Below are 26,225 nucleotides of genomic sequence, written 5' to 3'. Positions count from 1 at the left end.
CGAGGATCAGGTCGAGGTGGCGCCGCCACAGCCCCGGCACCGCGTCGCACACCGGCCGCGCCGCCTGAAAGGCAGCGCCGAGCAGCAGCACGATGTCGTGTCCCGTCACGTCCTCGCGCACGGCACCGGCTCGCCGCGCCCTGGCGGTGAGCCACTCGGCCACTCCCGCAAGGCGCTCGCTCGCGGATCTGACGCTCGGTTCGCTGACCGAGATCGCGGCGGTGACCTGGCAGACGGAGCGGTCGCCGGCATGTGAAGATGGCGGCCACCAGCTGCTCCTTGCCGGCGGAGTGACGGAACACGGTCCCCTTGCCGATCCCGGCGCGGGTGGCGATCCGCGCGATCGAGACGTCCATACCGTGCTCGGCGGGCTCCGCCGCGGCGGAGCCGAGCCGCAGGCGCCGGTTTCGTACGGCATCGGCTCGGATCATGTCGCCCTCGTACCACAACGGACCGTGCGGTCAGGTATCGCACTCCGTGGTGCGGGCCGGGGAGTTCAAGCCCGATGGCCCGGTCCTGGTGATTGGCGCGGCCGGAGGGGTGGGCAGCGCCCTGGTCCCGCTTCTGGCCGGCGCGCGGGTCCTTGCCATCGCCACCGCAGCGCCGGAAGACGAACGGTGCAGGCGCTGCCCGGCGACCTGGCCGGCTTCGCAGCCCACCTCTCAGTGGCCGCCGCCGTCCCCTCCCGCCGTTACGTCTGGCGGACGCGCCCAGGGTGTACGCGGATCTGAGCGACAGCCACGTCCGAGGCAAGCCGATCGTCGTCATGCGGTGACCAGAACGCCTCAACGGAAGTCGACGGCGTGGTCGGAGGCCCATTGACGGAACGTGCGCGCGGGCGCTCCCGTGACCTCTTCCACGGCAGACGAGATCAGGTTCGCTGCGGTCCGCGTTTCGGCACTGGCCAGCAGGGCCTCCACCAGCGCCGGTGGCCGCCCGTCCGCAAGCATCTGCCGTCGTGCGGCATGGGCGGGAATCCCGTCGAAGCGCAACGGGCGGCCGATAGCCTCCCCGATCGCCCACACCTGCTCGGCCCGACTCAGTATCTGAGGCCCAGTCAGGACGTGCCGCGCGTCCGCCTGGCCGCCATCGTCGGCCAGTGCGCGCACCGCGACGGCCGCGACATCGCCCTCGTGGATCACCGCGGCGGGTGCGATGTCAGGACCACGCACGACCTCCCCACTGCGGATCTGCCCGGCCCAGCCCAAGGCATTGGAGGCGATCGTGCTCGATCGCAGGATGGTTCGCCCCAGTCCGGAGCGCTCGATCAGGCGCTCCATGTCGGCGTGGAGTTGGTTGATCGGGTCGCTCTGCCGCTCGGCGTCCTCGCGGACACCCGACGAGGAGAGGTAGACGACGTGGCGGGCATGACTTTCGATCGCCTTCAGCACGGCGGGGGCGCCGTCGGTCGTGAGGAAGGGCCAGATCAGGAACACCCGGTCGATCCCCGCAAGAGCCGCGTCCAGCGTGCCCGGTTCGGACAGGTCTCCGCGCGCGACCTCCACTCCCGCCGGGAGCCCGGCCGCCCCGGTGCCACGCAGGAGCGCCCGCGCTCCCATGCCCTCAGTCAGGAGTTGGGCGACAACCTGCCGGCCGACATTGCCGGTCGCACCGGTCACAAGGATCTTCGTCACGCCCAGGTCTCCCATGGCCGATAGGAGCCGACCTCGTCCACGCAGGTCGCCACTGGCTGTTCGGAGCACACCTCACTCAGAGCGGCGAGGTAGCGGTGGAACGAGGCCAACTGGTGGTGCGGGGCTGCCACCGGGTCGCCGTCGGAGGTGATCAGAGCCGGAAAGCTCCCGCTGCCGTCGAGCCGGCAGGTCTCATACCGCTGGCCGCGCGGACGGGCCCGCTCAAGGTCTGCGTGGACAGCGTGCAGCAGAGCCACACTCTCGTCCACTCGCTCCGGCCTGAACGTGTACCGGACCATCACCTGCATACCGCCCCCTGATTCCATGCGTCGGCCGAGGCCGACCTCATTTCATCGGACAGCTTGTATTTCAGAAGTCAGCCTGTCAAGCGAATGCTAGGATGCGGAGCATGCCCCCGACTCGGAAGTACGAGCAGCGACTGCGCGCTCGGGCTGCGGAGGAGACACGGCGCCGCATCCTCGACGCCGTGTACCAGCGCTTGGCCGACGCGCCGGCCGAACCGGTCAGCGTGGACAAGGTCGCCCGGCTCGCGGAGGTGTCGCGCTCCACCATCTACACCGCCTTCGGCTCACGCGCGGGCCTGTTCGACGCGCTCGGCATGGACCTGCTCCAACGCGGCGGCTTCACCGCCATGGTGCGCGCGGCGCACCACCCGGACGCCCGGGAGGGCCTGCGCGGCGGCATCAGCGGCACCGTGCTGATGTACGCGGCGCACCGGGACGTGCTCCGCGCGCTGTACTCGATGGCCCAGCTGGACGCCGAAGCGGTCGGCGGCGCGGTCCAGCGCCTGGAACGCGGACGCGCCGAGGGCATGAAGGGCCTCGCCACTCGCCTGTCCGAGCAGGGCGTGCTCCGCGACGGCCTCACCGCCGAGCAGGCGTCCGACGTCCTGTGGCTGCTGACCAGCTTCGACAGCTTCGATCTGCTCTGCACCGGCCGGGAACGGCAACCCGATCAAGCCATCGCGATCCTCACCGACGCCGCGGAGCGCGCCCTGTGCCGCTGAACGCGACGCGGCTGGCCCGCTGCGGGTCCACGTGCTCCTCAAGCCGTCGGCCAGCAGGGGTTCTTCGTCCAACCGTCACATTCTCCCGTCGGAGCCCGTCAGTGAAGTGACGAAGCAACACGACCCCGTCCGGGGTGACCGACGACCGACGCGAACTCCGAGGCTCGTTCACGCCTTGTTCGGGTTGGCCGGCGAGGACTTCCACATCCCTGCCACCCCTTCGAACGCGCCTTTGCAGCTCATCTCCGGGTGCTTCGCCTGAACTTGGGAAGTTCGTCTCTCATGAACTGGTTGTAGACATTGGTCTCCTTCCCGCCCACGCTGCCCTCGGACCTCGACGCCGTCTTCGTGGCGTGCCCGGAACCCGACTTCACGCAACGGCTGCCCTACGGCACGTTCCAGGTGTATTCCGGATTGCCCCCTCACGCCCCGCCCGGTCAACCGCCGAGCCGCTGCCGACCATCCGCATATAGGCACCACCGCGCCGCGCCGGCCGGACAGCAGGCCGAATTGCGTCTGGCGGCGCATCGTTGAACCGACGCGTGCGCCGTCCCCGCGGAGACGCGACGGACCCGGATCGGCGACAGATCCGAGCCCGCACCACTGTCGTCATGCCAGTCGCTCCCGTCACTGCGGTGTGCCGCTGAGGCGCAGGGCTTGCGCGCGGTCATGCGCAGCGGGATGACCGCGCCGTCGGCTGCCGCGTTCCGGCTGAGCGGTCGGCGCGGGTGGCATCCATGGTGCAACTCCTCGAAGGCGGCGGTGGTCATCGCCGCAGCCGGGGCGAGGAGAAGCCGGCCGGGTGCGTCCCCTGGCGGCTGAGTGCGCGTCAATCGCTTGAGGGACAGGCAGGTCCGCAACCGGGTTGCGAGACAGCAAACCCTTTGCTTGCAGATCACAGCGGGGGTGACTGAACGATCAACTACAACTTTACCCATTCTTGGTATATTTGAGCATGGGTTTACATCAGTCTCTTCCTCAACGGGCGGCGATTCCAAGCACATTGGCATCAATCGCCCCTCCCCCACGCATGGATCGAGAGGAACGGACATGGCGACGAACAGAGCGCTGCGCCACGGCGGCCGGGCGGTAGCCCTGACCGCGACGGCGGTGGGCATGGTGGCGGCGATGGCCCTGCCCGCCGCGGCCGACAGCGGCCCCACCCGCAAGGAGCTCATAGCCGACTGCGCCTCCGGCCTGGGTAAGTGCAGCTTCAACGACCCGGTGCTCGGCAAGGCATACCTCGGCGACTTCCGCCAGGTCTCCGACTCGCTCTACAACTGCAGTACCTCGCCCGCGACCCAGTCGATGACCTGGTCCGACACCGTGGGCTCCACGGACTCCGTCGGCGTGTCCATCACCGTGGGCGGCAAGATCGCGGACATCATCGACCTCAGCGTGACGGCGAACTACAGCCACACCTGGTCGAGTTCCCACTCCGAGTCCAGCTCCCTGAACATGACGGTGCAGCCGGGCGAGGTCGGCTGGATCTCCCGCGCCCAGGTGATGCAGACCGTCTCGGGCACCTGGCAGACGCACTACGACAGCCCCAAGTGGGGCCACTACTACTGGTACGTCCCGGACACCGTCACCGGCCCCGCGCCCAACGCCACGGACGGTGTGAGCAACGCCGTGGTCGTCAAGAGCCGCAAGATGACCGCGCAGGAGCAGGCGTCCTGCTCCGCGAAGAGCCACCAGGGGAAGACCTTCCGCCTCAGCCGGTGACGCCGTGAGCGAGCGGCTCCGCCCCAGCCCGGCCAGGCGGCGGTCGCACCTGCGCGGACGGGCGTCGCGGGACCGCACCCGAACAGCTCCCGGAGGCCGGCGAAGCTCCCGAACCCGGCGATGCCTGAGGCGGACCGGGAGTTGTACGACCGGCTGGCCTGGCAGCCGACCTGCGCGAACTGAACGCCGACTGGCAGGAATCGGCCGAGGTCTGCGCGGATGCCGCCTGGACGGACCATCCCCTGCGGCACGCCGTGCAGACAACCGCCCCCTCATGGACGACGAGTGGTGCGAACTACTCGCGGCGCGCTCGGTGGAGGTCACGATCAGCATCGACGGCCCGAGCCAGGACAACGCACTGCGCGCCGACAGCGCCGGGCGCCCCACCACCCGCCGCACCTTGGAGGGCATCCGCCGCCTGCAGCACCACGGCATACCTTTCGGCATTATCGCTGTCGTCCGCGACCCCGTACCAGCCACCGCATGCCGGCTGTACGCCTTCGCCCGCGAGCTGGGGGCCAGCGCTCTCGGCGTGAACCTCGCCGAACGAAAAGGAGTCCACCAGCCAGGTCAACCTGGTATCGGAACCGCCGATTTCTGGGGCAGCATTGGTAGCAGCCTGGCATGCCGAATCTGGCCTGCCCATAAGCGACTTCGACCACGCTCTCGGCTGCCTGTGGGCCGAACTCGCCGGACGCACCGGTGAACCCGCTATCCGGCCGTTCAGCCCGCTACCACTGATCACGTGGGACGGAGAAGTCGTACCACTCACCCGGACCTGGCCGGCTTCTCCTCACCTCGCCACGGCCCCTTCACCGCCGGCAACATCCTCACCGCCTCGCCGGACACCATCCTGGCCCGTGCGCCATCCATACCGTGGGTGCAAGAAGCCCTGCAGGGCATCACCGCATGCCGCGCCACCTGCGACCACTTCGCCTACTGCCGTGGCGGCCAGGCCGCCAACAAGCACTTCGAGACCGGGCGCCTGGACGCCACCATCACCGATTACTGCCGCACCAGCAAGATCGACCTCATGGAAGGACTCCTGTGTGGTCGACCGCCCCCACCAGATGCCTTACCCACTACGGACCTTGACGCGTTCGCTTCGCCGGTACGGCAGTAGGGTGGAACGGTGAATCCCTTACCGGAGGACTCGCCGCCACTGATCGGCGAAGACGACCGCGACTCGGCCGTGCAGCGTCTGCAGGAGGCGTACACCGAAGGGCTCGTCTCGCACGAGGAGTTGGACGAACGCCTCGATCAGGTGCTCACCGCCAAGGCGCACAGCGAGCTCGTGTCGGCCCTGGCCTCACTCCCGGAGGAGCACCCGGGCACCACGTCGACGATCGCCGCCGCCGGCGGACGGATCCAGCGGCGCGGCGCATGGCGGGTACCTCGGATCCTCAAGGTCGAGTCCGCCTACGGAAGGGTGCGTCTGGATCTGTCCCGGGCGATCATCGAGCATCCGGTCGTCGACATCGAGCTGCAACTCGGAACCGGCGGGGCCAAAATCACGGTGCCGCGCGACGCGGTCGTTGACGTCGAAGGTTTGCACACTGAGTGGAAGGACCTGCGCTACAAGACCCCGCGGCGTACCGGCCCCGGCGGGCCGAAGATCCGAATCTCCGGCGCCATGGGATTCGGGCGATTGGAGATCCGCCACGCCCGGCGTTGAGGCTCCATCCGGCACCAGAAGCACACGTCCGGCACTTTGTCTCCGCCGACTGCTGGTGCCGCGGCGGCATAGGTTCACCGAGTTGGTCAGGCAGCCCAGGGTGAAGCCGCCACCCACGAGGAGACGCGCGAGGCGGCAGTCAGCACAGTCATCCCCGACGGGACGGGGTCCGGCGGAGTCCCTCCGGTGGTCCACCGGCCGGGCGGACAGCTCACCGTTCGCTCGGAGGGCTCAGCGGTCGAGCGGGTCCGGGCGCAGGACCAGGGCGAGGAGCCCGGGGAAGCGGGCGTCGAACTCCTCACGGCGCAGCCGGTTGACCCGCTTCGGGCCCATGTCGCGCTGCTCGACGATGCCCGCCTGGCGCAGCACGGAGAAGTGGTGACTCAGTGCGGCCTTCTGTACCGGTACGTCGAAGCTGCCGCATGCACGGGTCCAGTCGTCGCTGCCGGCAAGTTCACGGACCAGTCGGAGTCGCACCGGGTCGGCCAGCGCGGCCAGTGCGGTCTGCAACGGGACGTCGTCGGGGTGGGTGTGCGCGGGGGCGGCCCGGCGGCCGGCGGTTCGGGTTGTTCGGTCTGCCATGTCATTCCCCCCTTGCCTGGTGTTCGATGAGCATCATACACTCCGGGTGTTCGATGTCCGTTGAACACTCGGCTCGGTGAGGTGTGTCCGTATGCGTGTGGTGCGGTTTGAGCGGTATGGCGGCCCGGAGGTCCTTTCGGCGGTGGAAGTCGAGGTACCCGAGCCCGGCCCGGGGCAGGTGAGTATCGATGTCGCCTTCGCCGGGGTGAACTTCGCCGATCTCAAGGCGCGGGCCGAGGGCTACCGTGTGCCCACGCTGCCGTTCGTGCCGGGCCTGGAGGTGTCCGGCCGCATCCGTGCGGTGGGCGAGGGGGTGGCGGCGTTCCATCCCGGCCAGGAGGTGGCCGCTCTGACGCCGCACGGGGCGTACGCGGAAGTCGTGGTCGCCGACACCGCGACCGTGTTCCCCGTACAGGACGGCCTGGACCTGCGCACCGCTGCCACTCTGCCCACCGTGCTGCCGACGGCCCATGCACTGCTTCACGAGGTGGGACGGCTGCGCGAGCGGGAGAGCGTGCTCGTCCAGGGAGCGGCCGGGGGAATCGGCACGGTCGTCGGGCAGTTGGCAAAGGCAGCCGGAGCGGGCGCGGTGTACGGGGTCGTCTCCCGGCCCTCGAAAGCCGGTCATGCCCTCAAGTACGGCTACGACGAGGTCTTCGGCTCAGACGACTTCCCCGACGAGGTGCGCCGTGCCACGGCAGGCCGGGGCGTCGACCTCGTCCTCGACCCGGTCGGCGGCGACACCTTCCGCCGCAGCCTGGCCTCGCTGGCCGTCTTCGGCCGACTGGTCTCCTTCGGTAACGCCTCCTCGGCCGAACCCTGGCAGGTGGGCCAGTCCGAGCTCTACCCGACAGGCCACTCCGTCGCGGGCTTCTCCATCCTCTCCCTGGCGCACACCGCCCCGGGGGCGCTGCGGGAACTGGCCGAACGAGCCTTCCGTACGGTCTCCGACGGCACCGTGGAACTCCCCGTCACCGCCGAATTCCCTCTCACCGAAGCCGCCGAGGCGCACCGGCTCCTGGGTAGCCGGACCACCACCGGCAAGCTACTGCTACGAGTGGCTGCGTAGAAGGCCGATGAGACCCCTTCAGGGTCGCCTGGTCGGTACTACGGAGGCGTGCGCCGACCGGACACGTGAAGTTGAGCTTGGGGCACGCGGCGACCGTTGGGCGTATCCGCGCCATTGAGGGGTTCTGTCGGTTCTGTCGACCCATGGCTCGGGGAGGAACCACAGCCCCCGTCGCGTCACAGTCGCCGGAGGCCCGCATGACGATTCATCAACTCGACCCCGTCATCGCGCAATTCGTCGACGTCGTCAACGCGGCATAGGCTGGGGCTACGATGCGCCCGGCGGTGGCGTTACGGCCCCCGCCGGGCCGACCTGCGAAGACGGACCCAACAGACAAGGCGAGATCTCACCGGCCTACTGGACGGCGTTTCCACCGAAACACGCGACCACCCACCGGACACGCCCGGCCCGAGCAGGTCTCGGTGGTGGATGGTCGCGCTACGTCGGACCAGTCAGGAGGACGCCTCTCGGCAGTCACAGGACCGTTCGCGTTCGGGGTGAACCGGTGGGCTCACCGGCACCAGATGATGGACCCGGGCCGGCGGCAGGTTCCCCAGCACCGTCTCCGTACGGAAGGTGTGCCGGCGCAGGATGCGGCGCAGTACGCCCAGACCGGCGAAGGTCCGCTCGCGGTCCGCCGCGTCGGCGAACGTCCGGCGCATCGTCTCGCCTCCCACATAGCCGAAGAACGACAGCGTGCCGCCGGGCCGCAGGGCCCCGAGCAGCCGGTCGAAGATCTCCTGCGTGGTCCGGGCCTCGAAGTTGGCGAACGGCAGGCCGCACACGATCGTGTCGTAGGAGCCGAGTTCGTGTTCCTGCACCAGGCCCGTGCGGATCCGGAGCCTGGGATCACCGGCATATGTCTGGCGCAGCAGGTCGGCGAAGCGCGGATTGGCCTCGATCAGGTCCAGGGTGTCCAGTCGGCCGAGCGAACCGGCGATGTGCCGGGTCACCGCTCCGGTGCCGGGCCCCACCTCAAGTACCGCGCGGGGGCGACCAGGGCTGGGGATCACGTATCGGGTGAGGGCTCTGCCGAGCCGGGCGCTGCTCGGGGCGATCGCCCCCACGTCCTGACGCGTCCTCGCGTACTCCCGGAGGAACAGAGTCAGTTCAGCCACAAGTCACCCACTGCGATAGTGAAAGTACCGGTATTGCCCGTTGCGTTGCTGGATGACCCAGTTCAGCAACATCATTCGGACCAGTGTGCCCCTGACCTGGTAAAACGACCGGCAAATGCCCGGGGAGATGTGGTGAAGGAAGAGTGTCGGAACGGCCTCATTGCCGAATGGCCGTCAACAACGGAGCCGGCTTCGCGTCCGCCGCCCCGACTCACGCCACGAACACGGAGTGACTGGGGACGCCCGGCGCCGGGCACCACCCCTCGACAGCGGATCTGAACGACCTCGCGGTTGGCCCCTGCCGCGGTACGCGGTGGCGAGACGCAGGTCACATTGGTTCGTGTCACAACGTGCGGGAGCTGTTTCGTCCAAGACGATGTCACCACCGACAACGACGCAGGAGCGCACCATGGAAGCTCGACTGAACCTCATGACCAGCCCGGCCGCCGCCAAGGCCATGAAGCACATCATCGCGGCGCACAAGGCGCTCGCGGACTCGACACTGCCGGCCGCGACGCGCGAACTGGTGATGCTCCGCGCCAGCCAGATCAACGGCTGCGCCGGATGCATCGACATGCACACCAAGGAAGCCGCCGCGGCCGGGGAGACCTCGGTGCGCCTCAACCTGGTCGTAGCCTGGCGCGAGGCGACGGTCTTCACCGACGCCGAGCGCGCCGCGCTGGAGCTGGCGGAGCAGGGCACCCGCATCGCGGACGCGGCCGGAGGCGTACCGGAGGAGGTGTGGGCGAACGCGGCCAAGCACTACGACGAGGACCAACTCGCCGCCCTGGTCGCCCAGATCGCCATCATCAACGCCTTCAACCGCGGGAACGTCATCACCCAACAGCCCGCCGGCGACTACCAGGTCGGCCAGCTCCACTGATGGGACGGCCGTGGCCGCCGGTGCCGTCCGCACCGGCAGCCACCACCCCGGGCACCGCTTCGTGGGGCCCGGGGTGTGGTGCCGTCAGGGCAGCATGACGACCTTGCCGAACTTCCCCGGGCCGGCCAACCGGGCGTAGGCGTCGGCGTGACGGTCCAGTGGGAAGGCCGCGTCGACAGGTACCCGCAGCCTGCCGTCGGCCAGCAGCGGGACGACACTTGTGCGCACCGTGGCCGCGAGGAGCGATTTCTCTGCGTGGGAGCGGCCCCGAATGGTGGTGCCGATCAGCTGGGCGCGCGCAAGCATCAGGTCGAACATGCGCAAGGGGGCCACCGACCCGCCCTGGACCCCCACAACGAGAATCCTCCCCCGAGTACGCAGCAGTTCAACCCGCCGCAGGCAGTCCTCCCCGCCGACCAGCTCGACGACGACGTCGTACGGCGCCCGTCCGCTCTCCTCACCAGGGACCACCACCTCTACGCTGCCGCCGACGGGGGCGAGTTCCTTCATTCGGTCGTGCAGTTCGGTCCGGCGCACGGTTGCCACGACATGGGCGCCGGAAACGGCGGCCACCTGCACCATGGCCGTACCGACCCCGCCCGCGGCTCCAGTGACCAGAACCCGATCTCCTGCGCGAACCCCGGCTTGGACGACCAGTGCGTCCCAAGCAGTACTGAACGCCTCCGGGAAACCTGCTGCCTCCCGCCAGGACAACCCCGCGGGTATCGGAAGCAGCAAGTCGGCGGGCACCACGATCCTCTCGGCATGGCCACCGCCACCCACGAGGGCCATTACCCGGTCACCGACGCTCACTCCCGTGACCCCCGCCCCGACCTGCTCGACCTCACCGGCGATTTCCAGCCCGGGGATGTCGGCCGGCCAGCCTGGCGGCGCCGGGTAGTCACCCCGGGCCTGCTGGAGGTCGGCCGCGTTGAGCCCTGCGGCGCGGACCCGCACTGCCACCAGGCCGGGCCCAGCCACCGGATCAGCGCGCCGTTCAAGCCGGAACGCGCCCCTGCCGTCGATCACAACCGCTTGCATGAACACGAACCTACTCTCCCGCTCCGGCACGACAGCCGGGAGCATGCCCCCTCCGGGCGGCACCAGAGTGCCGCAGTGATCTGGATCCAGGGCCTCCTCACACGAGCCCTTCCAGGAACACCACCGCATACGCCGACGAAGCCACCCCTGCGGCCCCGTCAGAAAGACCGCGGACGTTCACCGGGTGGCGGGTTCGGCCTTGCGGGTGGCATGGAAGGTGCGCCGGTAGGTGAGTGGGGGTACGCCGATGGCGGCGTGGAGGTGCTGGCGGAGGGAAGTGGCCGTCGCGAAGCCGACCTGGCCGGCGATCCGGTCCACGGACAGGTCGCTGGTTTCGAGGAGTTGGCGTGCCTGGGAGACGCGCTGCTGGATGAGCCACCGTCCCGGACTGGTCCCGACCTCGTCCTGGAAGCGTCGCGCGAAGGTCCGTACGCTCATCTGCGCGTGGCCTGCGAGTTCGGTCAGGGTCAGTGGCAGGTGCAGGTGCTCCAGCGCCCACTGCCTGGTGGCGGCCGTTGTGGCGGCGGTGGGTTCGGGGACGGGGTGTTCGATGTACTGCGCCTGGCCGCCCTCCCGCCACGGCGGCACCACGCACAGTCGGGCGACATGGTTGGCCACCTGGCTTCCGTGGTCGGTGCGCACCACGTGCAGGCACACATCGACGCCCGAGGCCGCGCCTGCCGAGGTGAGGATGTCGCCGTCGTCGATGAAGAGCACCTCGGGGTTGAGCCGAACCTGTGGGAACCGCTGCCGGAAGCTCTCGGCGAGCGCCCAGTGCGTGGTGGCGGGGCGGCCGTCGAGCAGTCCGGCTGCCGCGAGGACGAAGGCACCGGTACAGATGGAGATGAGCCGGGCGCCGGGGCGGATCATGGCGAGGGCCCGGGCAACGGGTTCAGGGAGTTCGGCGGTGGCCAGTGCCAGGTCGAACGGCGGGATCACCACGGTGTCGGCGGTGCGCAGCACCTCGGGACCGTGCTCGACGGCGATCTCGAAGTCGGCGTCGGTGCGCACCGGACGGCCGTCGGCGGTGCAGGTGAGCAGCTCGTAGCGGCCGTGCACACTGCCGAAGACCCGGTTGGGGATGCCGAGTTCGAACGGGTACACCCCGTCGAGCGCCAGGACGGCGATGCGGTGCGTCGATTCCGGCTGCGCTGTCTGGCCCATGACACGACCGGTCCTTCCCATCGGTCCTCCCCGCCTCTTGGTTGGCTGGCAGGATCCTATCGAATAGTGACCATCATGCCATTGCCCGTGCCGCCACCGGGCGGCAGTGTGGACCGCATGAGTGCAGAGACCATGGAAAAGACCACCGCCGAGCACGTCACGACCGGGCACGGCACGATGCGGGCGATGAGCCAGGACGTCCTCGGCGGGCCCGAGGTACTGAAGGAAGTGGAGGTGGCGCGCCCGGAACCCGGTCTGAGCGAGGTGCTCGTCAGAGTCCACGCGGCAGGAGTCAACCCCACCGACTGGAAGCACCGGTCACGCGAAATCTTCCTCGGTGAGCCGCCGTTCGTACTGGGGTGGGACGTCTCCGGAGTGGTGGAGGCGGTCGGAGTCGGAGTCACCCTGTTCAAGCCGGGCGACGAGGTCTTCGGGATGCTGCCCTATCCGCACGGTGTGGGCTCCCACGCCGAGTACGTCACCGGGCCCGCCCGCGCCTTCGCCCACAAGCCCACGGGGATCGACCACGTCCAGGCCGGGGCACTCCCGCTCGCCGCCCTGACCGCCTGGCAGGCACTTGCCGACACGGCCGCGATACGGACCGGGGACCGTGTGCTGATCCACGCCGCGGCCGGGGGCGTGGGCCACCTCGCCGTACAGATCGCCAAGGCGCGCGGCGCGTATGTGATCGCTACGGCCAGCGCGGCCAAGCACGCGTTCGTGCGCGGCCTCGGTGCCGACGAGGTGATCGACTACCGGCAGTCCGACTTCGCCGAAGCCGTCCACGATGTCGACGTCGTCCTGGACACCATCGGCGGCGAGTACCAGCTGCGTTCACTGCGCACGCTGCGCCGTGGCGGCCTGCTGGTCTCGATCCTGCCCTTCGCGGCGCAGGGGCTGGCCGAAGAGGCGGACCGGCTCGGGGTGCGTACGGAGCTGCTGCTCGTCGAGGCCGATCACGCGGGGATGAAGGCGATCGCCGAGCTTGCGGAGGTGGGCGCGCTCCGCGCGGAGGTCGCGGGTACGTTCCCGATGGCGCAGGCCGCGAAGGCGCACGAGCTCGGCGAGACGAATCGGACGGCGGGCAAGCTGGTGCTCGTCATGACCGCCACAGGCGGCGCAGGCGACTGATCGGCGACGGAGTTCCGCAGACTTCCGCTCATCCCATCCCGGTACGGCCCAGGCAGCCGCTGGGGAGGCACCGGCCCGTCGACTGCGGCCGGCAACGGGCGGCCTCCCCAGCGGATCCGCATCGGCGGCGACTTCCTGGAACCCTGTCGGCCGTCTGCCGCTCCCCCACCCGTGCATCGTCGCCATCGCCCGGATGTCCTTCGCGAGGGTGTGTGGTGATCGGCGAACTCGCCGAGTGAGGGCCCCTGTTCGAGGAGGATCAGCCCTGAGAGGTGCCGGATGCTCACGGCATGGCTGTGCATCCGGCAGGAATCCTCTTGCCTCGGCGGACGCGCCGATACGATGATCGATCGAGACTGGCGCAACACCCGGCAACACCCGACAACGCCCAGGAGTCCTCGTGACCGACGAGACAGCGGATGTGCAGGAGGCCCGGCGGGTCGAGGGGCTGATTGCGGCTCAGGAGAAGGCCGTCGCGCTGTTCCACGAGGTGGAGAGGCGTGGGTTGGTGGCCCCCGGCCGGGGTGAACGCGAGGTCAGCGACCTGATCCGCGACCTGGCCAACGAGATGTTCGGCACCACCAGGCACTGGCACAAGCGGATCATCCGCTCCGGGCCCAACACCCTCCTGCCGTACCGGGACAATCCGCCGGACCGGGTCATCGGGCCCGGCGACATCGCCTTCGCCGACTTCGGGCCGATCTTCGAGGAGTACGAGGCGGACTTCGGCCGCACGTATGTCTTCGGGGACGATCCGCACAAGCACCGCCTCCGCCGGGACCTGCCGCGCATCTTCGACGCCGGCCGTGCCTTCTTCACCGCGCAGCCGGACATCACCGGCCGTCAGCTGTACGCCGAGGTCGAGCGCCTTGCCACGGCGGCCGGTTGGGCCATCGGCATCTGGCATGCCGGCCACCTGGTCGGCGAGTTCCCGCACGAGACGAACGACGGCGCCAAGGCCGATTCCTACATCACCCCGGAGAACAACACCCCGTTGCGCCGCACCGACCGCGCGGGCCGGACCTGCCACTGGATCCTCGAACTCCATCTGGTCGACCGGGAACGGGGCTTCGGCGGGTTCTACGAGCAGCTCCTCGACCTCGCCTGATGTGCCGGTTCCGGCACCCGGCGGGCAGATGCCATCGGCGCCCCGGCGACACCGACTCGCCCGACTGCTGAGCGATTCCGGTCGTGGCAGGGCGTGGTCGCGGGCGCAGGCGCGGCCGTAGCCGTCCTCGCGTCGTCCCTGGTCGTGCGCCGGTGCGGGCCGCCGCGGCATAGGGACGCGCTGGCCTCACATGGCACCGGTGCGACGTGTGCGTGAGGCGTAACCCCGGACGCTCCTGTCGTGTGACGGGCCGGAAATTCGCTCTTTCTACGGTGCTGGTCACAGGGCTGCCCGCCACCTGCGGGGCGGTCCCGGTTCGGGAAGGCACACGCACCGCGGGGTGGGGTTTCGGTGGCATCTGGCTCGAAGGGCGGCGGTGTCCGCACGGTCTGCTCGTACTGCGGGGTGGGCTGCGGGATCGTCCTGGACGTGACGCGGGACCCCGCTGACGGCCGCCGCCGCGCGACGAAGGCGTCCGGGGACAAGGCACACCCCACCAACTTCGGCCGCCTGTGCACGAAGGGGGCGACCAGCGCGGACATGATGGCCGCGCCCGGCCGTGCGGAGAAGGCACTGGTACGTGCCGAGCGTGGCGCCGAGACGGTCGAGACGGAGGTGGACGAGGCCATCACAGCGGTCGCCGGGCGGCTGCGGGCGATCCTGGACGCGCACGGGCCGGACGCGTTGTCCTTCTACGTGTCCGGGCAGATGTCCCTGGAGGCGCAGTACCTGGCGAACAAGCTGGCCAAGGGCTTCGTGCGCACCCACCAGATCGAGTCCAACTCACGACTGTGCATGGCCTCCGCCGGATCCGGTTACAAGCTGTCGCTGGGTGCGGACGGCCCGCCCGGCTCGTACCAGGACTTCGACAGCGCGGACGTGTTCTTCGTGATCGGCGCCAACATGGCCGACTGCCACCCGATCCTCTTCCTGCGGATGCTGGACCGGGTCAAGACCGGCGCCAAACTGATCGTCGTCGACCCGCGCCGCAACGCCACCGCCGACAAGGCCGACCTCTTCCTGCAGATCAGGCCCGGCACCGACCTCGCCCTGCTGAACGGCCTGCTGCATCTGCTGGTCGCGAACGGCCACACCGACGAGGAGTTCATCGCCGAGTTCACCGAGGGCTGGGAGGAGATACCCGGCTTCCTCGCGGACTACCCGCCCGACCGGGTCGCGGAGATCACCGGGCTCGCCGAGGCCGACATCCGGCAGGCCGCGCGGTGGATCGGCGAGGCCGGTGACTGGACGAGCTGCTGGACCATGGGCCTGAACCAGTCCACTCACGGCACCTGGAACACCAACGCCCTGGTCAACCTGCACCTCGCGACCGGCGCCATCTGCCGTCCGGGGTCCGGTCCGTTCTCGCTGACCGGCCAGCCCAACGCCATGGGCGGCCGGGAGATGGGGTACATGGGACCGGGGCTGCCCGGACAGCGCTCCGTGCTCGTCGACGCCGAGCGGGCCTTCGTCGAGCGACTGTGGCGGATACCCGAAGGCTCCCTGCGTACCGAAGTCGGGCGCGGAACCGTCGAGATGTTCGAGCGACTGGCCGCCGGCGACATCAAGGCCTGCTGGATCATCTGTACCAACCCGGTCGCCTCGGTCGCCAACCGCAAGACCGTCATCGCCGGTCTGGAGGCCGCCGAACTCGTCATCACGCAGGACGTCTTCGCCGACACCGAGACCAATGCGTACGCCGATGTCGTGCTGCCCGCGACGCTGTGGGCGGAGTCCGACGGCGTCATGGTCAACTCCGAGCGCAACCTCACCCTCGTACAAGGGGTCGTCGACCCGCCCGGACAGGCGCTGCCCGACTGGCAGTTGATCGCCAGGGTGGCCTGCGAGATGGGCTTCGCGGACGCGTTCGGCTACGCCTCCGCGGAGGAGGTGTTCGAGGAGCTCAAGCAGGCGTGGAATCCCCGGACCGGCTGGGATCTGCGCGGGGTGAGCTACGAGCGGCTGCGCGCCACCCCGGTCCAGTGGCCGGCACCGGACGCCGGCGGCCCGGACCGCAACCCGATCCGCTACCTCAACGACGGCGTCAGCCAGGCACTGCTGGAACGCGAGGACGGCACACGCCCCCGCCTGGCCTTCCCGACCCCGAGCGGACGCGCCCGGTTCTACGCACGTCCGCACCTGCCGCCGGCCGAACTCCCCGACGACGACTACCCGTTCGTGCTCGACACGGGCCGCCTGCAGCACCAGTGGCACACGATGACCAAGACCGGCAAGGTCGCCAAACTCGCCAGACTCAACCCCGGCCCTTTCGTGGAAGTCCATCCCGAGGACGCCGACGCACTGGGGATCGCGGAGGGCGACCACGTGGAGATCGCCTCCCGCCGCGGGCGAGCCGTACTTCCCGCCGTGGTCACCGACCGGGTCCGGCCCGGCACGTGCTTCGCCCCCTTCCACTGGAACGACCTGTTCGGCGAATACCTCAGCATCAACGCCGTCACCAACGACGCAGTAGATCCGATCTCCTTCCAGCCCGAGTTCAAGGTCTGCGCCGTCACCCTCACCAAGACGACCGCCCCCGTCCCCGAGGCCCGCCCGGACACCCGGCCCGAGCCCGCCCCGGCGGACACCGCACACCGGGGAGAGCCCATGACCCCCGTACCGGCCGCGGCCGGCGCAGCCGCCCGGTCGGACTCCGCCGTCCCCGCGCTCGCCGCACTGTTCGGCATCGGCGACCTCGCCCCCGCTCCACTGGCGGAGCCGGAGCGCCGCTACCTCTCCGGCTATCTCTCCGGTCTCGCCCTGGCCCCGCCCGACGGACGTGTCCCCGTACTGCCTCCCGACGCGCCCATCGCCCCCGAACGGGCACTGTGGGTGGACGGTGTCCTCGCCGGCATGTTCTCGCGCACCGCGGCGCCCACAATCACCGCACCCGCCCACATGCCCGCGCAGACCACCGGGCCGGAAGCCGACGCAGCGGTACCGGCCCGTCGCCTGGTCGTCCTGTGGGCGTCGCAGACCGGCAACGCCGAGGATTTCGCCACGACGGCCGCCGCACACCTCACCGAGGCGGGTCGCACCCCCGAACTGCTGCCCATGACCGACGTCGTGCCCGCCCAACTCGCCACCGGCATCGACCTGCTGATCGTCACCAGCACCTTCGGCGACGGCGACGCCCCGGACAACGGCGCCGACTTCTGGCAGGCGCTGTCCGCCCCGGACACCGGGCCGCTGGAGGGAATCCGGTACGCGGTCCTCGCCTTCGGCGACTCCCACTACGACGACTTCTGCGGCCACGGCCGCCGGCTCGACGAACGGTTGGACGCGCTCGGAGCCACCCGGCTCGTCGCCCGCACCGACTGCGAGCCCGACTTCGAGGAGACCGCCGAGCAGTGGCTCGGCCAAGTGGTCACCGCCCTGGCCACCCCCGAAGACGGTCAACCCCCGGCCACGGGCGGGATCGCGACGACCGCCACCGAACCCGCCGCCGCCTCAGCCGTCGCGGCCACACCCACCACCGCCTCCCCGCCACCGGCTGCCGCACCGGCCGGCCACACCAAGGCATCACCGTTCGCCACCCTTCTCGTCGGCAACCGGCTGCTGAGCCTGCCGGGTTCCGAGAAGGAGGTACGGCAGTTCGCCTTCGACACCCGCGACGGCGAACTCGCCTACGACGCCGGTGACGCCCTCGGCGTCTGGCCGGTCAACGGCGCCGGTCTCGTGGCCGAATGGCTCGCCCTCACCGGACTGGCCCCTGACGAACCCGTCGACATCGGCGACGGCGCACCCATCCCCTTCGAAGACGCCCTGCGCACCCGACTGGACATCACCCGCATCACCACCGACCTGCTCAGATTCGTGGCGGACCGCACCGGCAGCCAGGACCTGAAGCGACTGCTGCGGCCCGACAACAAGGACGCGCTGGCGAAGTGGAGTTGGGGCCGCCAGGCCGCCGACGTCGTCGCCGAGTTCCCGGTCCGCGCGTCCGCCGCGGAATGGACCTCCGTACTCAAGCGCCTCCAGCCCCGCCTGTACTCCATCTCCTCCAGCCCACTCGCGCACCCCAGCGAGGTCCGCCTCACCGTCTCCGTCGTCCGCTACACCAACGACCGCGGCCGCGACCGCAAGGGCACCTGCTCGACCTACCTGGCCGACTGTGCGGACGACGGCCCGGTACGGGTCTTCGTGCAGCGCTCACCGCATTTCCGCCCGCCCGCCGACCCCGCCACACCCTTGATCATGGTCGGCCCCGGCACGGGCGTGGCCCCCTTCGTCGGCTTCCTCGAAGACCGCCGGGCCCGCGGCCACACCGGCCCCAACTGGCTCTTCTTCGGCGAACAGCGCCAGGCCACCGACTTCTACTACCGCGAGGACCTGGAGACGTACCAGGCATCCGGCCACCTCGACCGCCTCGACCTCGCCTTCTCCCGCGACCAGCGCAACAAGATCTACGTCCAGGACCGGATGCGTGAAAAGGGGGCCCGTCTGTGGCAGTGGCTCCAGGACGGCGCCCACTTCTACGTCTGCGGCGACGCCGGACGTATGGCTCAGGACGTCGACCAGGCACTCAAGGAGATCGCCGCCACCCACGGCGGCATGGCCACCGACGAGGCCACCGCCTACGTCAGGCGCCTCTCCGCGGACAAACGCTACGTCCGCGATGTCTACTGACCGATACCGGTGACCGATACCAGCCCGTCGGCTGCTGGTGCCGTCAGGTGGCCGGTGGGTGGCAAGTGCCCGGTCGCCCTGTGCTCCGCTCCCGGTCAGGTCGAGGCGGTGAGTCCGGTGGGCACCTGCCACTCGTGGCGCCGGCCCTTGTTGGTCAGCCGGAGGCCCGACTTGAACATCACCGTCCCCAGCTCGCCGGCGGCGTCCGCCGCTACCGGCACCGCGTCACTCCCCTTGCTGTAGCCGAGGTTCAACGCGGACTGTGCCTGGAACAGCGCCTTGGTGACGTCGGCTGCCGGGACCCGAACGAGGTCGGCGGCCTCGTCGCCGATCAGACGGCGGATCAGCGTCGGGCCGACACCGGCGAAGGCCGGTCCGGGCAGCAGCTCGCGGATGAAGTCCAGTACCGCCTTGGTCAGCGCGGCCCCCGCCTCGGTCGGACACTGCTGCCGCGCCAGGATGGTGTCGAACATCCGAGCGCCGTCGTCGAAGGCCGCGGGGTTGACTTCCTCCGTGACGCCCAGAACGTGACCGATCACCCGCCAGGTGTGGAAGAGGGCCTCCCGGTCCTCGGGCAGCAGCTCGACGCCCAGCCGTGCCAGGCCGCGCGGGATCTCCACCGAGAAGCTCATCAGCGTTCCGGCGAGGTCCTCCTGGTTGACCGGAAGGCCCCATGCGCCGGCATCCCAGTCGCCCAACTGGCCGACGTGATAGCGCATGGTGGCATGGAGCAGGCGGATCTTCTGCGCCGAGCGCAGGCCCCGGCCGTTCGGGCCCAGGCCACCCTTGTCGAGTACGTCGACCACGAACTGCGCGGTCTCCATCAGTCGTCGGTACACCCCGGAGGTCAACCGCTGCGAACGCGCCAGCACCTGTGCCCCGTTCCCACACCCGTAGCACAGCGGGAGCGAACCGCACAGCAGCGTGGCCACGATCTGCGACTGGTAGCGGCCCAGCAGTACATGGCTGCGGTCCAGCAACGCCGCATCCGCCCAGTCGGGGAGCACGGCGGTCTCCTCGAAGTACCGCTGCAACTGCGGCGGCAGGCCATCAGGGATCGCGTCGCTGTTGCGACCGAACCCGAGCAACAACGCGCGCACCTGATCCTGCCGCCCCAGTGCGTAGGTCTCGCTGATCGCGGCGTCGGCCAACGGGTCTCCCGTGTGCCGCAACGCGTCGAGTCGTCCGTCCGTCCACCGGCCTGCGGGCATGTCCGCCTCCCTTGTCAGTGCTCTCTCGGCGACACCCTTACCCGTCACCCGCCACCGCCAGCGGCACCCTCACCCGGACGAGGGCATGGCGAACGCCGGTGCTGGTCGCCGCGGAGCCGCAGACCAGGCCCGGTCCGCCGACAACCACCTTGTCCCAGGCGAGTCCGTGGGGATGGGTGACCCCGGCCGGGGCCGGGCGGGCGGACTGGTGTGGGCGCCGTAGCCGCCCGTCCCAGGGCTTCTCGCCGCAAGCCGTCGGGGCCTGCGGAGCCTGTTGGGGTCGGGCCTCGTACGCTCGGGCCGGAAGACCGCCGAAGCGGTCTCGGCGACGGCACATTGGACACAGCCCTGCCTCCCTGCCGTCTCCCCTTCGCCCGGGGTCGCACAGGGGACAACCAGCTTAGGAAGTACCGCAGATGACGCCTGCCGTCGTGAGTGGGCGGCGATCGCGATGCCCGTCCGTGCTGTGCGCAGAGCTACCGGACGTGCCGGGCGATGCCGGTTGCCTTGGCCATCAGCTGTTCGAGCGGTCCGCGGCGGAAGAACCGCGACCAGACGGTGGCGAACACCATGACGGCGCCGATGAAGCCGAACAGGACGGGCAGGGGCGGTCCAGGCAGTTCCTCGATGCCCAGGAGCCAGATGCCGGCGATGTGGAGGACATACGCCGTCAGCGACATGGACCCGACCGCTATGACCGGGCGGGCCAGGGAACGCAGGCGCGGGACGGCGTCCACGGCGATGAGGCAGGTGGCCAGGACGGCTATTGCCACACCGGTGTTGGCCACGATGGACAGGGTGGTCTCGCTGTGCGGCGAAGCCACCAGCATCCAGGCCGGGGTGTCGTACGTCGGGTAGCCGGCGCTGTCGGACCACCACGCGCTCGCCACGTCCGGTCCGGCCACCTGGACGAGGGCGTCGAGAGCACCGGGGACGAGGTGCAGCGCCAGCCAGGAACATCCGTAGCCCGCGACGGCGAGAGCGGCACCGGAGACCGCGAGCCGTATGCGGACCGCTGCGGAGGCCAGGTCGAGGCGGGCGACGGCCATGCCGGCGATGACGAAGGGGACCCATGTGATGGCCGGGTAACTGCCGGAGAAGAGAAGGGAGATGATGCCGTCGACGCCACCGTGGCCGCGGTTCCCGTCATCGTACGTACCGTCGCCGATCACCTGCATCCCGATGTACAGCAGCTGGGGGAGGACGACGGCTGTCCCCACCGCGATCACCGCAAGCGACCTGGCGCGGAGGCGGTAGAGCGGCAGCACGAGCAGGAAGTAGACACCGTAGAAGGCCAGGATGACCTCGACCGGGGTGCCGGTCGAGGTCAGTGCCGTGCCCATCGCCAGCAGCATCACTGCCCGGATCACCACCTTGGCGACGGCCTGGCGGCCGGCGAGCCCGGTCTTCGGCGTGCTGCGCCCGGTTATCAGGACGACGGCGAAGCCCGCCAGGAAGGCGAAGAGCGCCGAGGCCCTGCCATGGGTCAGTTCCATCAGGAAGCCGGTCACCCCGCCCTGGTCCGGGGAGGGTCCGACATGGGCGGCGTACATGCCGAAGACCGCGAGTCCGCGGGCCAGGTCGACGCCGATCAGCCGATTCGCCGAGGCGCGGCGGCCGGTCTCGGGCGTCGAGGCCGGGGGGTCGTCCGCGGGCGGAACACGGTCCCCTGGAGGGTCCTGTAGATGCTGGACGGAGGCCATGCGGGGTCTCGCTCTCGTCTCGTACTGGGTGGGTGACCCGGGCGGGCGGACTGGTGTGGACGCCGTAGCCGGCCGTCCCGGTGGTCTTCACCGCAGGCCGTCAGGGCCCGCGGAGTGGGTGAAGTCGGGCATGGCGAACTCAGCGCGGCGGGCCCGGAATCGGGCGGGTCCGCATGCGAGGTGCCCGCGATTCAGCGCCCGGAGTTCGGGCGCGTGGGGTCTGCGGTGGCCTCGACCGCGAGCCAGAAGGCTTCCAGCAGTGCGTCGAGGACTCTGTCATCGTCCTGCTTGGCGAGGTACGGCACGTGGGCGGTGAGGGCCGGGTACCGCTCGGGCGAGAGGGTGGCGCAGGCGGCGGCCCATGCCTGCTCGTCGCCGTCCTTGACGTGCTGCGGCAGTACGGCGTACCCGGCACGCATGCCGGCGTGGGCGAGGACCGTGTCGGCGAGCATCCGCTGGAAGCGGGCGACGGCCTCCGCCCGCAGACCGATTTCCTGCAGTCCGACGAGCATCATCTCGACCGCGGCGAACTCCCCCGGGCCCCGCGTGGTCCGGCAGGCGACGGCGGCGCCCACAAAGGGATGCGCGACGTAGACCTCCACCACGCTGCGAGCCAGTGACTGCAACCGCTCACGCGCCGCCAGTCCGTCCGGGACCTGCGCGACCGCCATCCGCAGCAGTCGGTCGCCCACCGCGAGCAGCAGCGCATCGCGGTCGGCGAAGTGCCGCCACACCGCCGAGCGGTCCACGCCCAACTCCTCTCCCAGCGCCCGTCCGGTCAGCCCGTCCTCCTCCGCGCGCGCCGCGACCCGCACCGCCGCGTCGACGATCGCCTCCGGCGACAGGCGCATCGGCCGTCTCCTCACCTGGCCCATAGCCCTTCCGACATCTTCCCGACCGCTTCCCGACCGCTTCCTGACATCTGCGCTGTCATCAATGATGGCGGCGCAGATGCTAGACAGCTCCGACACCAAGCGGCAAATCCCCGACGGTTCAATCCCCTTATGACTAACGCGACTTCGGCACGGAGAGGTTCCCGGGTCGGAAAGCGATGGCCAACGCGGCTGGAAATCCAGGGTCGATGATGCCCGGGAGCCAAGGACCAGCAGGGCGGCGCGCTGAAGGCGGAGGCCGGGACCAAGGCGCCGACCGCGGCGAAGCATTGCCCCGCTCCTCGACCAACGCTCCCGCCTCGACACGGAGTTAGCCTCTCCTACCGGCGCTCAGCGATCAAATGAAGCAGGGCCGCCACCCGCCGATAGGGGTCGGTGCGCCCGGCACGTTCCTCGGCGCGGAGAATGGCACCGAGCGTCTCCGCGTCCGGCAGCGGCGCATCCGACGCGACGGTGTCGGTGAACACCCGAACCCCGTACCACTGGCGCACGCGCATCTCACGCCGGGCCAACGCCGCCGTAAGGTCCTCCAGACGATCGGCGCGGGCATGCACACCGATCCGGTTGAGATAGGAGTCCCCCTCGAAAGCCCTCTCGACGTTCTCCCAGTCGCCCAGCAGCCCAGGGCGCATCGCAAGGGCATCGCCGTTCCGTACGAGCAGGGAGAGGATTCCGCCGGGCGCCAGCACCTGCCCGACGGCGTCCAGTAGTGGACCGGGGTGCGGAAGATACATCAACAGGCCCTGACACAACACCACTTCAAAACTCGACGGCGCGAACATCCCCGCCAGCTGTTCGGCGTCGCCTTGGAGCAGCCGCACCCGGTCGCGGACCTCCACCGGCTCCGCGGCCACCGCGGCGCGAAAGTCGTCGAGCAGCCGGGGCGATGCGTCCAGTCCGGTGACCCGGTGTCCTCGTCGGGCCAAGCCCAGAGCCTGTGTGCCCTGACCGCAACCCACATCCAGCACCCGTCGGGGTGGCAGGTCCGGCAGGTGGGCCACCAGCTGCCGCGACACCACCTCCTGGCGCACGACCTGCCGCAACGTCCCCAGACGAGCCCGCCACTGCTCCTCCCCCGCCGAGAAGTCCACGTCCCTGCCCTGGCCCCGCCCTTGTCCCTGTCCGTCCCTGTCCACATGGCCTCCTCTGTCGCCCGGTCGCGCCGAGCCCGGACGAACGAGTTCGCCCCGCCCGGTTGGCCCGGCCACGCTACGGGGCACCGCGCCATGAGCCGAGCGGAGCCGAGCCGAGCCGTGGGCGCCTGCGGCGGCGGAGCCGTCCTGGAACGTGGTCGGCCCCGCCCCGGCCGCCCGGCGGCGCTCCGACCGCCGACGTGCTCGGCGGCCACACCGCGCAGCGCTCAGCCCTGTGCGGGCTTCCCCGCCGGTGCGTACTCCCGCAGGATCTCCACGAACGCCCGCATCCACTCCGGCTGGTCGTTCCAGGCGCGGGCCGAGACGACCTTGCCGTCCACCACCGCCGGGCCGTCCACGAAGACACCGCCGCCCAGTTGCACCTCCGGCGCACAGGCGGGGTAGGCGGAGGTGCGGCGGCCCTTCAGCACACCGAGCGGGGCCAGCGCGATGGCCGCGTGGCAGATGTGCGCCACCGGCTTGTCCGCGTCGAAGAAGTGCGTGACGACGCGCCGGAAGTCGGGATCCTGCCGAAGGTATTCGGGCGCCCGGCCACCGGGGAGGACAAGGGCCGCGTACGCCGCCGGGTCGACCTCGGACAGCGCGAGATCGGCCGGCCAGGAGTGGCCCTGGCGCTCGACGTAGGTGTCGAAGTCGTCGACGAAGTCGTGCACGACGAACTGCAGCTTCTTGCGAGAGGGGGCGGCGATCCGCGGCTCGTAGCCCTCCTCCAGCAGCCGCTGGTACGGGTAGAAGAACTCCAGGTCCTCGGTGGCGTCGCCGGCGATGAGCAGGATCTCGGGCATGGCGGTACTCCTCGTGATCGCAGCGTCCGGCCCGATCGGGGATGGCCGGGCCGTATCGGTCCATCGGTTCCCCACCCGGTGTACTCGAATGCGCCTTCCGGACGACTGCTTCGTCGTCGGCGGGGTCAACCGGCAGGCCCTGTTCTGCCGGGTGGCCGACGTGGGTACCGACGCAGCACACGACGGTTCCGGCTCCGACCACCGAGTTCCCATCAGACGCGCTCAGGACGGCGCTGACCGGGGAGACCCGTGCACGAGCGACCGCCGTCGCCGACGCGATCCGCACCGAAGGGGCGACGGCGGCCCAGTCCACCACTGCGCGTACCACCGCCTGGCCAGGGCCGTGACCATGCCCCTGGGCGACCGCTCAAGTCCGGGACGCGTCACCTCGCCGACGCATGCGACTATGATGAGCGCATGCATACTTCGTCCTGTCTGAGCTGGTGGCGCTCCTTGTAGGAGCGGCCATCTCTCATGCATGACCGGGCCGTTCGGATGGACGGCCCTTTTGTGTTCCCTGGGACCAGGGCTCGTGCCGTCCTGACGGCACGACCGACCCACCAGGAGACCTTGTGAACACCACCCACCAGCCCCCCGGCCCCGACGCCGCTGCCTCGGATCCCTCCACCGACACACTCGGGACGTCTGCCGCGCAGGCCCGCAATGCGGTGTTGGAAGAGCTGATCCTCAAGGACCCCGGCCAGTTCCGTGTGCTGACCGGCGACCGCCCCACCGGCCGTCTGCACCTGGGGCACTACTTCGGCACCCTGCACAACCGGGTACGTCTGCAGGACCTCGGAGTGGAGTTGTTCGTGATCATCGCGGACTACCAGGTCCTGACCGACCGCGATGTAGCGGACGACCTGACCGGGCACGTCGAGGAACTGGTACTGGACCACCTCGCCATCGGCGTGGACCCGGCGCGCAGCACGATCTTCACGCACAGCGCCGTCCCGGCCCTCAACCAGCTGATGCTGCCCTTCCTCAGCCTCGTCTCCGTCGCCGAACTCAACCGCAACCCCACGGTCAAGGACGAAATCGCCCACTCGCGCCAGTCCGCCGTCAGCGGCCTGATGTTCACCTACCCCGTCCACCAGGCCGCGGACATCCTCTTCTGCAAGGCCAACCTGGTCCCGGTCGGCCAGGACCAGCTCCCCCACCTCGAACTCACCCGCACCATCGCCCGCCGCTTCAACGACCGTTACGGCAACGGCAGTGCCGTCTTCCGGCAGCCCGATGCCCTGCTGTCGAACGCACCACTGCTGCTCGGCACGGACGGCACCAAGATGAGCAAGAGCCGAGGCAACGCCATCCCCCTGGCCGCCGGTGCCGACGAGACCGCCCGCCTGGTCAAGGGGGCCAGGACCGACTCGGAACGGCACATCACCTACGACCCGGCCACTCGCCCCGAGGTGTCCTCCCTGCTCCTGCTCGCGGCCCTCTGCCTGGACCGCACCCCCCAGCAGGTGGCCGCCGACATCGGCTCTGCGGGAGCCGCCGCGCTCAAGAGGACCGTGACCGAGGCGGTCAACGAGTACCTGGCTCCGATCCGAGCCCGCCGAACCGAGTACGCGCAGGACCGCACCTTCCTCCGCCGGACACTGCGCGAGGGCAACGAGCGCGCCAGAGCGGCGGCCGATGCCACTCTCGCCGAGGTGCGTGCCGCCATGAACAGCCACTACTGACAATCTCA

General features: G+C 70.0%; 22 protein-coding genes and 1 pseudogene. 11 read left to right on the top strand and 12 right to left on the bottom strand.

All coding sequences use genetic code 11. The features are described from left to right. Positions 1–46 precede the first annotated feature (46 nt). The 3 genes and pseudogenes from GR130_RS41585 to GR130_RS17755 all read right to left on the bottom strand — a co-directional run. Positions 47–163 (bottom strand): annotated as a pseudogene (locus GR130_RS41585) (hypothetical protein); the annotation flags it as partial. A 622-nt stretch (positions 164–785) separates the two neighbouring features. Further along, on the bottom strand, positions 786–1,634 hold the full coding sequence (locus GR130_RS17760; RefSeq protein ID WP_236573109.1) for an NAD(P)H-binding protein: 849 nt from the start codon (positions 1,632–1,634) through the stop codon (positions 786–788). Continuing rightward, positions 1,631–1,903 (bottom strand): hypothetical protein, encoded by a 273-nt coding sequence (locus tag GR130_RS17755; RefSeq protein ID WP_236573107.1) that lies wholly within the window; start codon positions 1,901–1,903, stop codon positions 1,631–1,633. Before GR130_RS17755 ends, GR130_RS17760 begins: the two co-directional genes overlap by 4 nt. A gap of 140 nt (positions 1,904–2,043) precedes the next feature. Here GR130_RS17755 and GR130_RS17750 point away from each other — a divergent pair, with 140 nt between their 5' ends. From GR130_RS17750 to GR130_RS17730, 5 genes are all read left to right on the top strand, one after another. Beyond that, complete coding sequence (locus GR130_RS17750; protein ID WP_236573105.1) at positions 2,044–2,661, top strand: TetR/AcrR family transcriptional regulator; 618 nt, start codon at positions 2,044–2,046, stop codon at positions 2,659–2,661. Positions 2,662–3,711: 1,050 nt separating this feature from the next. Continuing rightward, positions 3,712–4,386: a hypothetical protein gene (locus tag GR130_RS17745; protein WP_159505641.1), complete on the top strand. Its 675-nt coding sequence runs from the start codon at positions 3,712–3,714 to the stop codon at positions 4,384–4,386. Positions 4,387–4,660: 274 nt separating this feature from the next. Continuing rightward, positions 4,661–5,092, top strand: a complete 432-nt coding sequence (locus GR130_RS17740) for a hypothetical protein (RefSeq protein WP_159505640.1) — start codon at positions 4,661–4,663, stop codon at positions 5,090–5,092. Between the two features lie 39 nt (positions 5,093–5,131). Continuing rightward, positions 5,132–5,509 carry a hypothetical protein gene (locus GR130_RS17735; RefSeq protein ID WP_159505639.1) on the top strand — a complete coding sequence of 126 codons (378 nt, stop codon included), beginning with the start codon at positions 5,132–5,134 and terminating at the stop codon, positions 5,507–5,509. Between the two features lie 9 nt (positions 5,510–5,518). Then, positions 5,519–6,061 carry a DUF1707 SHOCT-like domain-containing protein gene (locus GR130_RS17730; RefSeq protein WP_159505638.1) on the top strand — a complete coding sequence of 181 codons (543 nt, stop codon included), beginning with the start codon at positions 5,519–5,521 and terminating at the stop codon, positions 6,059–6,061. A gap of 231 nt (positions 6,062–6,292) precedes the next feature. Here GR130_RS17730 and GR130_RS17725 read toward each other — a convergent pair whose 3' ends face one another. Further along, entirely contained in the window at positions 6,293–6,643 is a 351-nt protein-coding gene (locus GR130_RS17725) for an ArsR/SmtB family transcription factor (protein ID WP_159505637.1), read from the bottom strand. A 91-nt stretch (positions 6,644–6,734) separates the two neighbouring features. Between GR130_RS17725 and GR130_RS17720 the strand changes: the two genes are divergently transcribed. Then, positions 6,735–7,712: a quinone oxidoreductase family protein gene (locus tag GR130_RS17720; protein WP_159505636.1), complete on the top strand. Its 978-nt coding sequence runs from the start codon at positions 6,735–6,737 to the stop codon at positions 7,710–7,712. Positions 7,713–8,164: 452 nt separating this feature from the next. Here GR130_RS17720 and GR130_RS17715 read toward each other — a convergent pair whose 3' ends face one another. Beyond that, entirely contained in the window at positions 8,165–8,830 is a 666-nt protein-coding gene (locus GR130_RS17715) for a class I SAM-dependent methyltransferase (RefSeq protein WP_236573102.1), read from the bottom strand. 409 nt (positions 8,831–9,239) lie between these two features. Between GR130_RS17715 and GR130_RS17710 the strand changes: the two genes are divergently transcribed. Continuing rightward, the gene (locus GR130_RS17710; protein ID WP_159505635.1) at positions 9,240–9,713 is read left to right on the top strand and encodes a carboxymuconolactone decarboxylase family protein; all 474 of its coding nucleotides are present in this window, start codon (positions 9,240–9,242) and stop codon (positions 9,711–9,713) included. Between the two features lie 84 nt (positions 9,714–9,797). Here GR130_RS17710 and GR130_RS17705 read toward each other — a convergent pair whose 3' ends face one another. Continuing rightward, on the bottom strand, positions 9,798–10,799 hold the full coding sequence (locus GR130_RS17705) for an alcohol dehydrogenase catalytic domain-containing protein (RefSeq protein WP_236573101.1): 1,002 nt from the start codon (positions 10,797–10,799) through the stop codon (positions 9,798–9,800). 132 nt (positions 10,800–10,931) lie between these two features. Continuing rightward, positions 10,932–11,918: a GlxA family transcriptional regulator gene (locus tag GR130_RS17700; protein ID WP_159505634.1), complete on the bottom strand. Its 987-nt coding sequence runs from the start codon at positions 11,916–11,918 to the stop codon at positions 10,932–10,934. A gap of 117 nt (positions 11,919–12,035) precedes the next feature. On the opposite strand from GR130_RS17700, the gene GR130_RS17695 reads away from it, so the two are divergent. The 3 genes from GR130_RS17695 (at position 12,036) to GR130_RS17685 (ending at position 18,786) form a co-directional block, all read left to right on the top strand. Next, positions 12,036–13,049 carry an NADP-dependent oxidoreductase gene (locus GR130_RS17695; protein ID WP_159505633.1) on the top strand — a complete coding sequence of 338 codons (1,014 nt, stop codon included), beginning with the start codon at positions 12,036–12,038 and terminating at the stop codon, positions 13,047–13,049. Positions 13,050–13,449: 400 nt separating this feature from the next. Further along, complete coding sequence (locus GR130_RS17690; RefSeq protein ID WP_236573099.1) at positions 13,450–14,157, top strand: M24 family metallopeptidase; 708 nt, start codon at positions 13,450–13,452, stop codon at positions 14,155–14,157. A gap of 351 nt (positions 14,158–14,508) precedes the next feature. Continuing rightward, a complete protein-coding gene (locus tag GR130_RS17685) occupies positions 14,509–18,786 on the top strand; it encodes a bifunctional nitrate reductase/sulfite reductase flavoprotein subunit alpha (protein ID WP_159505632.1) in 4,278 nt (1,425 codons plus the stop codon). 95 nt (positions 18,787–18,881) lie between these two features. On the opposite strand, the gene GR130_RS17680 is transcribed toward GR130_RS17685, so the two are convergent. The 5 genes from GR130_RS17680 to GR130_RS17660 all read right to left on the bottom strand — a co-directional run bounded on the left by GR130_RS17680 (position 18,882) and on the right by GR130_RS17660 (position 24,532). Further along, positions 18,882–19,997, bottom strand: coding sequence for an oxygenase MpaB family protein (locus GR130_RS17680; protein ID WP_159505631.1), 1,116 nt, complete (start codon positions 19,995–19,997; stop codon positions 18,882–18,884). A gap of 476 nt (positions 19,998–20,473) precedes the next feature. Next, entirely contained in the window at positions 20,474–21,700 is a 1,227-nt protein-coding gene (locus GR130_RS17675) for a DUF418 domain-containing protein (protein ID WP_159505630.1), read from the bottom strand. Between the two features lie 191 nt (positions 21,701–21,891). Next, positions 21,892–22,551: a TetR/AcrR family transcriptional regulator gene (locus GR130_RS17670; protein ID WP_159505629.1), complete on the bottom strand. Its 660-nt coding sequence runs from the start codon at positions 22,549–22,551 to the stop codon at positions 21,892–21,894. A gap of 362 nt (positions 22,552–22,913) precedes the next feature. Further along, complete coding sequence (locus GR130_RS17665; RefSeq protein ID WP_159505628.1) at positions 22,914–23,684, bottom strand: class I SAM-dependent methyltransferase; 771 nt, start codon at positions 23,682–23,684, stop codon at positions 22,914–22,916. A 269-nt stretch (positions 23,685–23,953) separates the two neighbouring features. Further along, positions 23,954–24,532 (bottom strand): DJ-1/PfpI family protein, encoded by a 579-nt coding sequence (locus tag GR130_RS17660; RefSeq protein WP_159505627.1) that lies wholly within the window; start codon positions 24,530–24,532, stop codon positions 23,954–23,956. A gap of 572 nt (positions 24,533–25,104) precedes the next feature. Here GR130_RS17660 and trpS point away from each other — a divergent pair. Next, positions 25,105–26,217 carry a tryptophan--tRNA ligase gene (trpS, locus tag GR130_RS17655; protein WP_159505626.1) on the top strand — a complete coding sequence of 371 codons (1,113 nt, stop codon included), beginning with the start codon at positions 25,105–25,107 and terminating at the stop codon, positions 26,215–26,217. Positions 26,218–26,225: the final 8 nt, after the last annotated feature.

The organism is Streptomyces sp. GS7 (genome assembly GCF_009834125.1).
Classification (GTDB): domain Bacteria; phylum Actinomycetota; class Actinomycetes; order Streptomycetales; family Streptomycetaceae; genus Streptomyces.
This window is presented reverse-complemented; position numbering and strand designations above follow the sequence as displayed.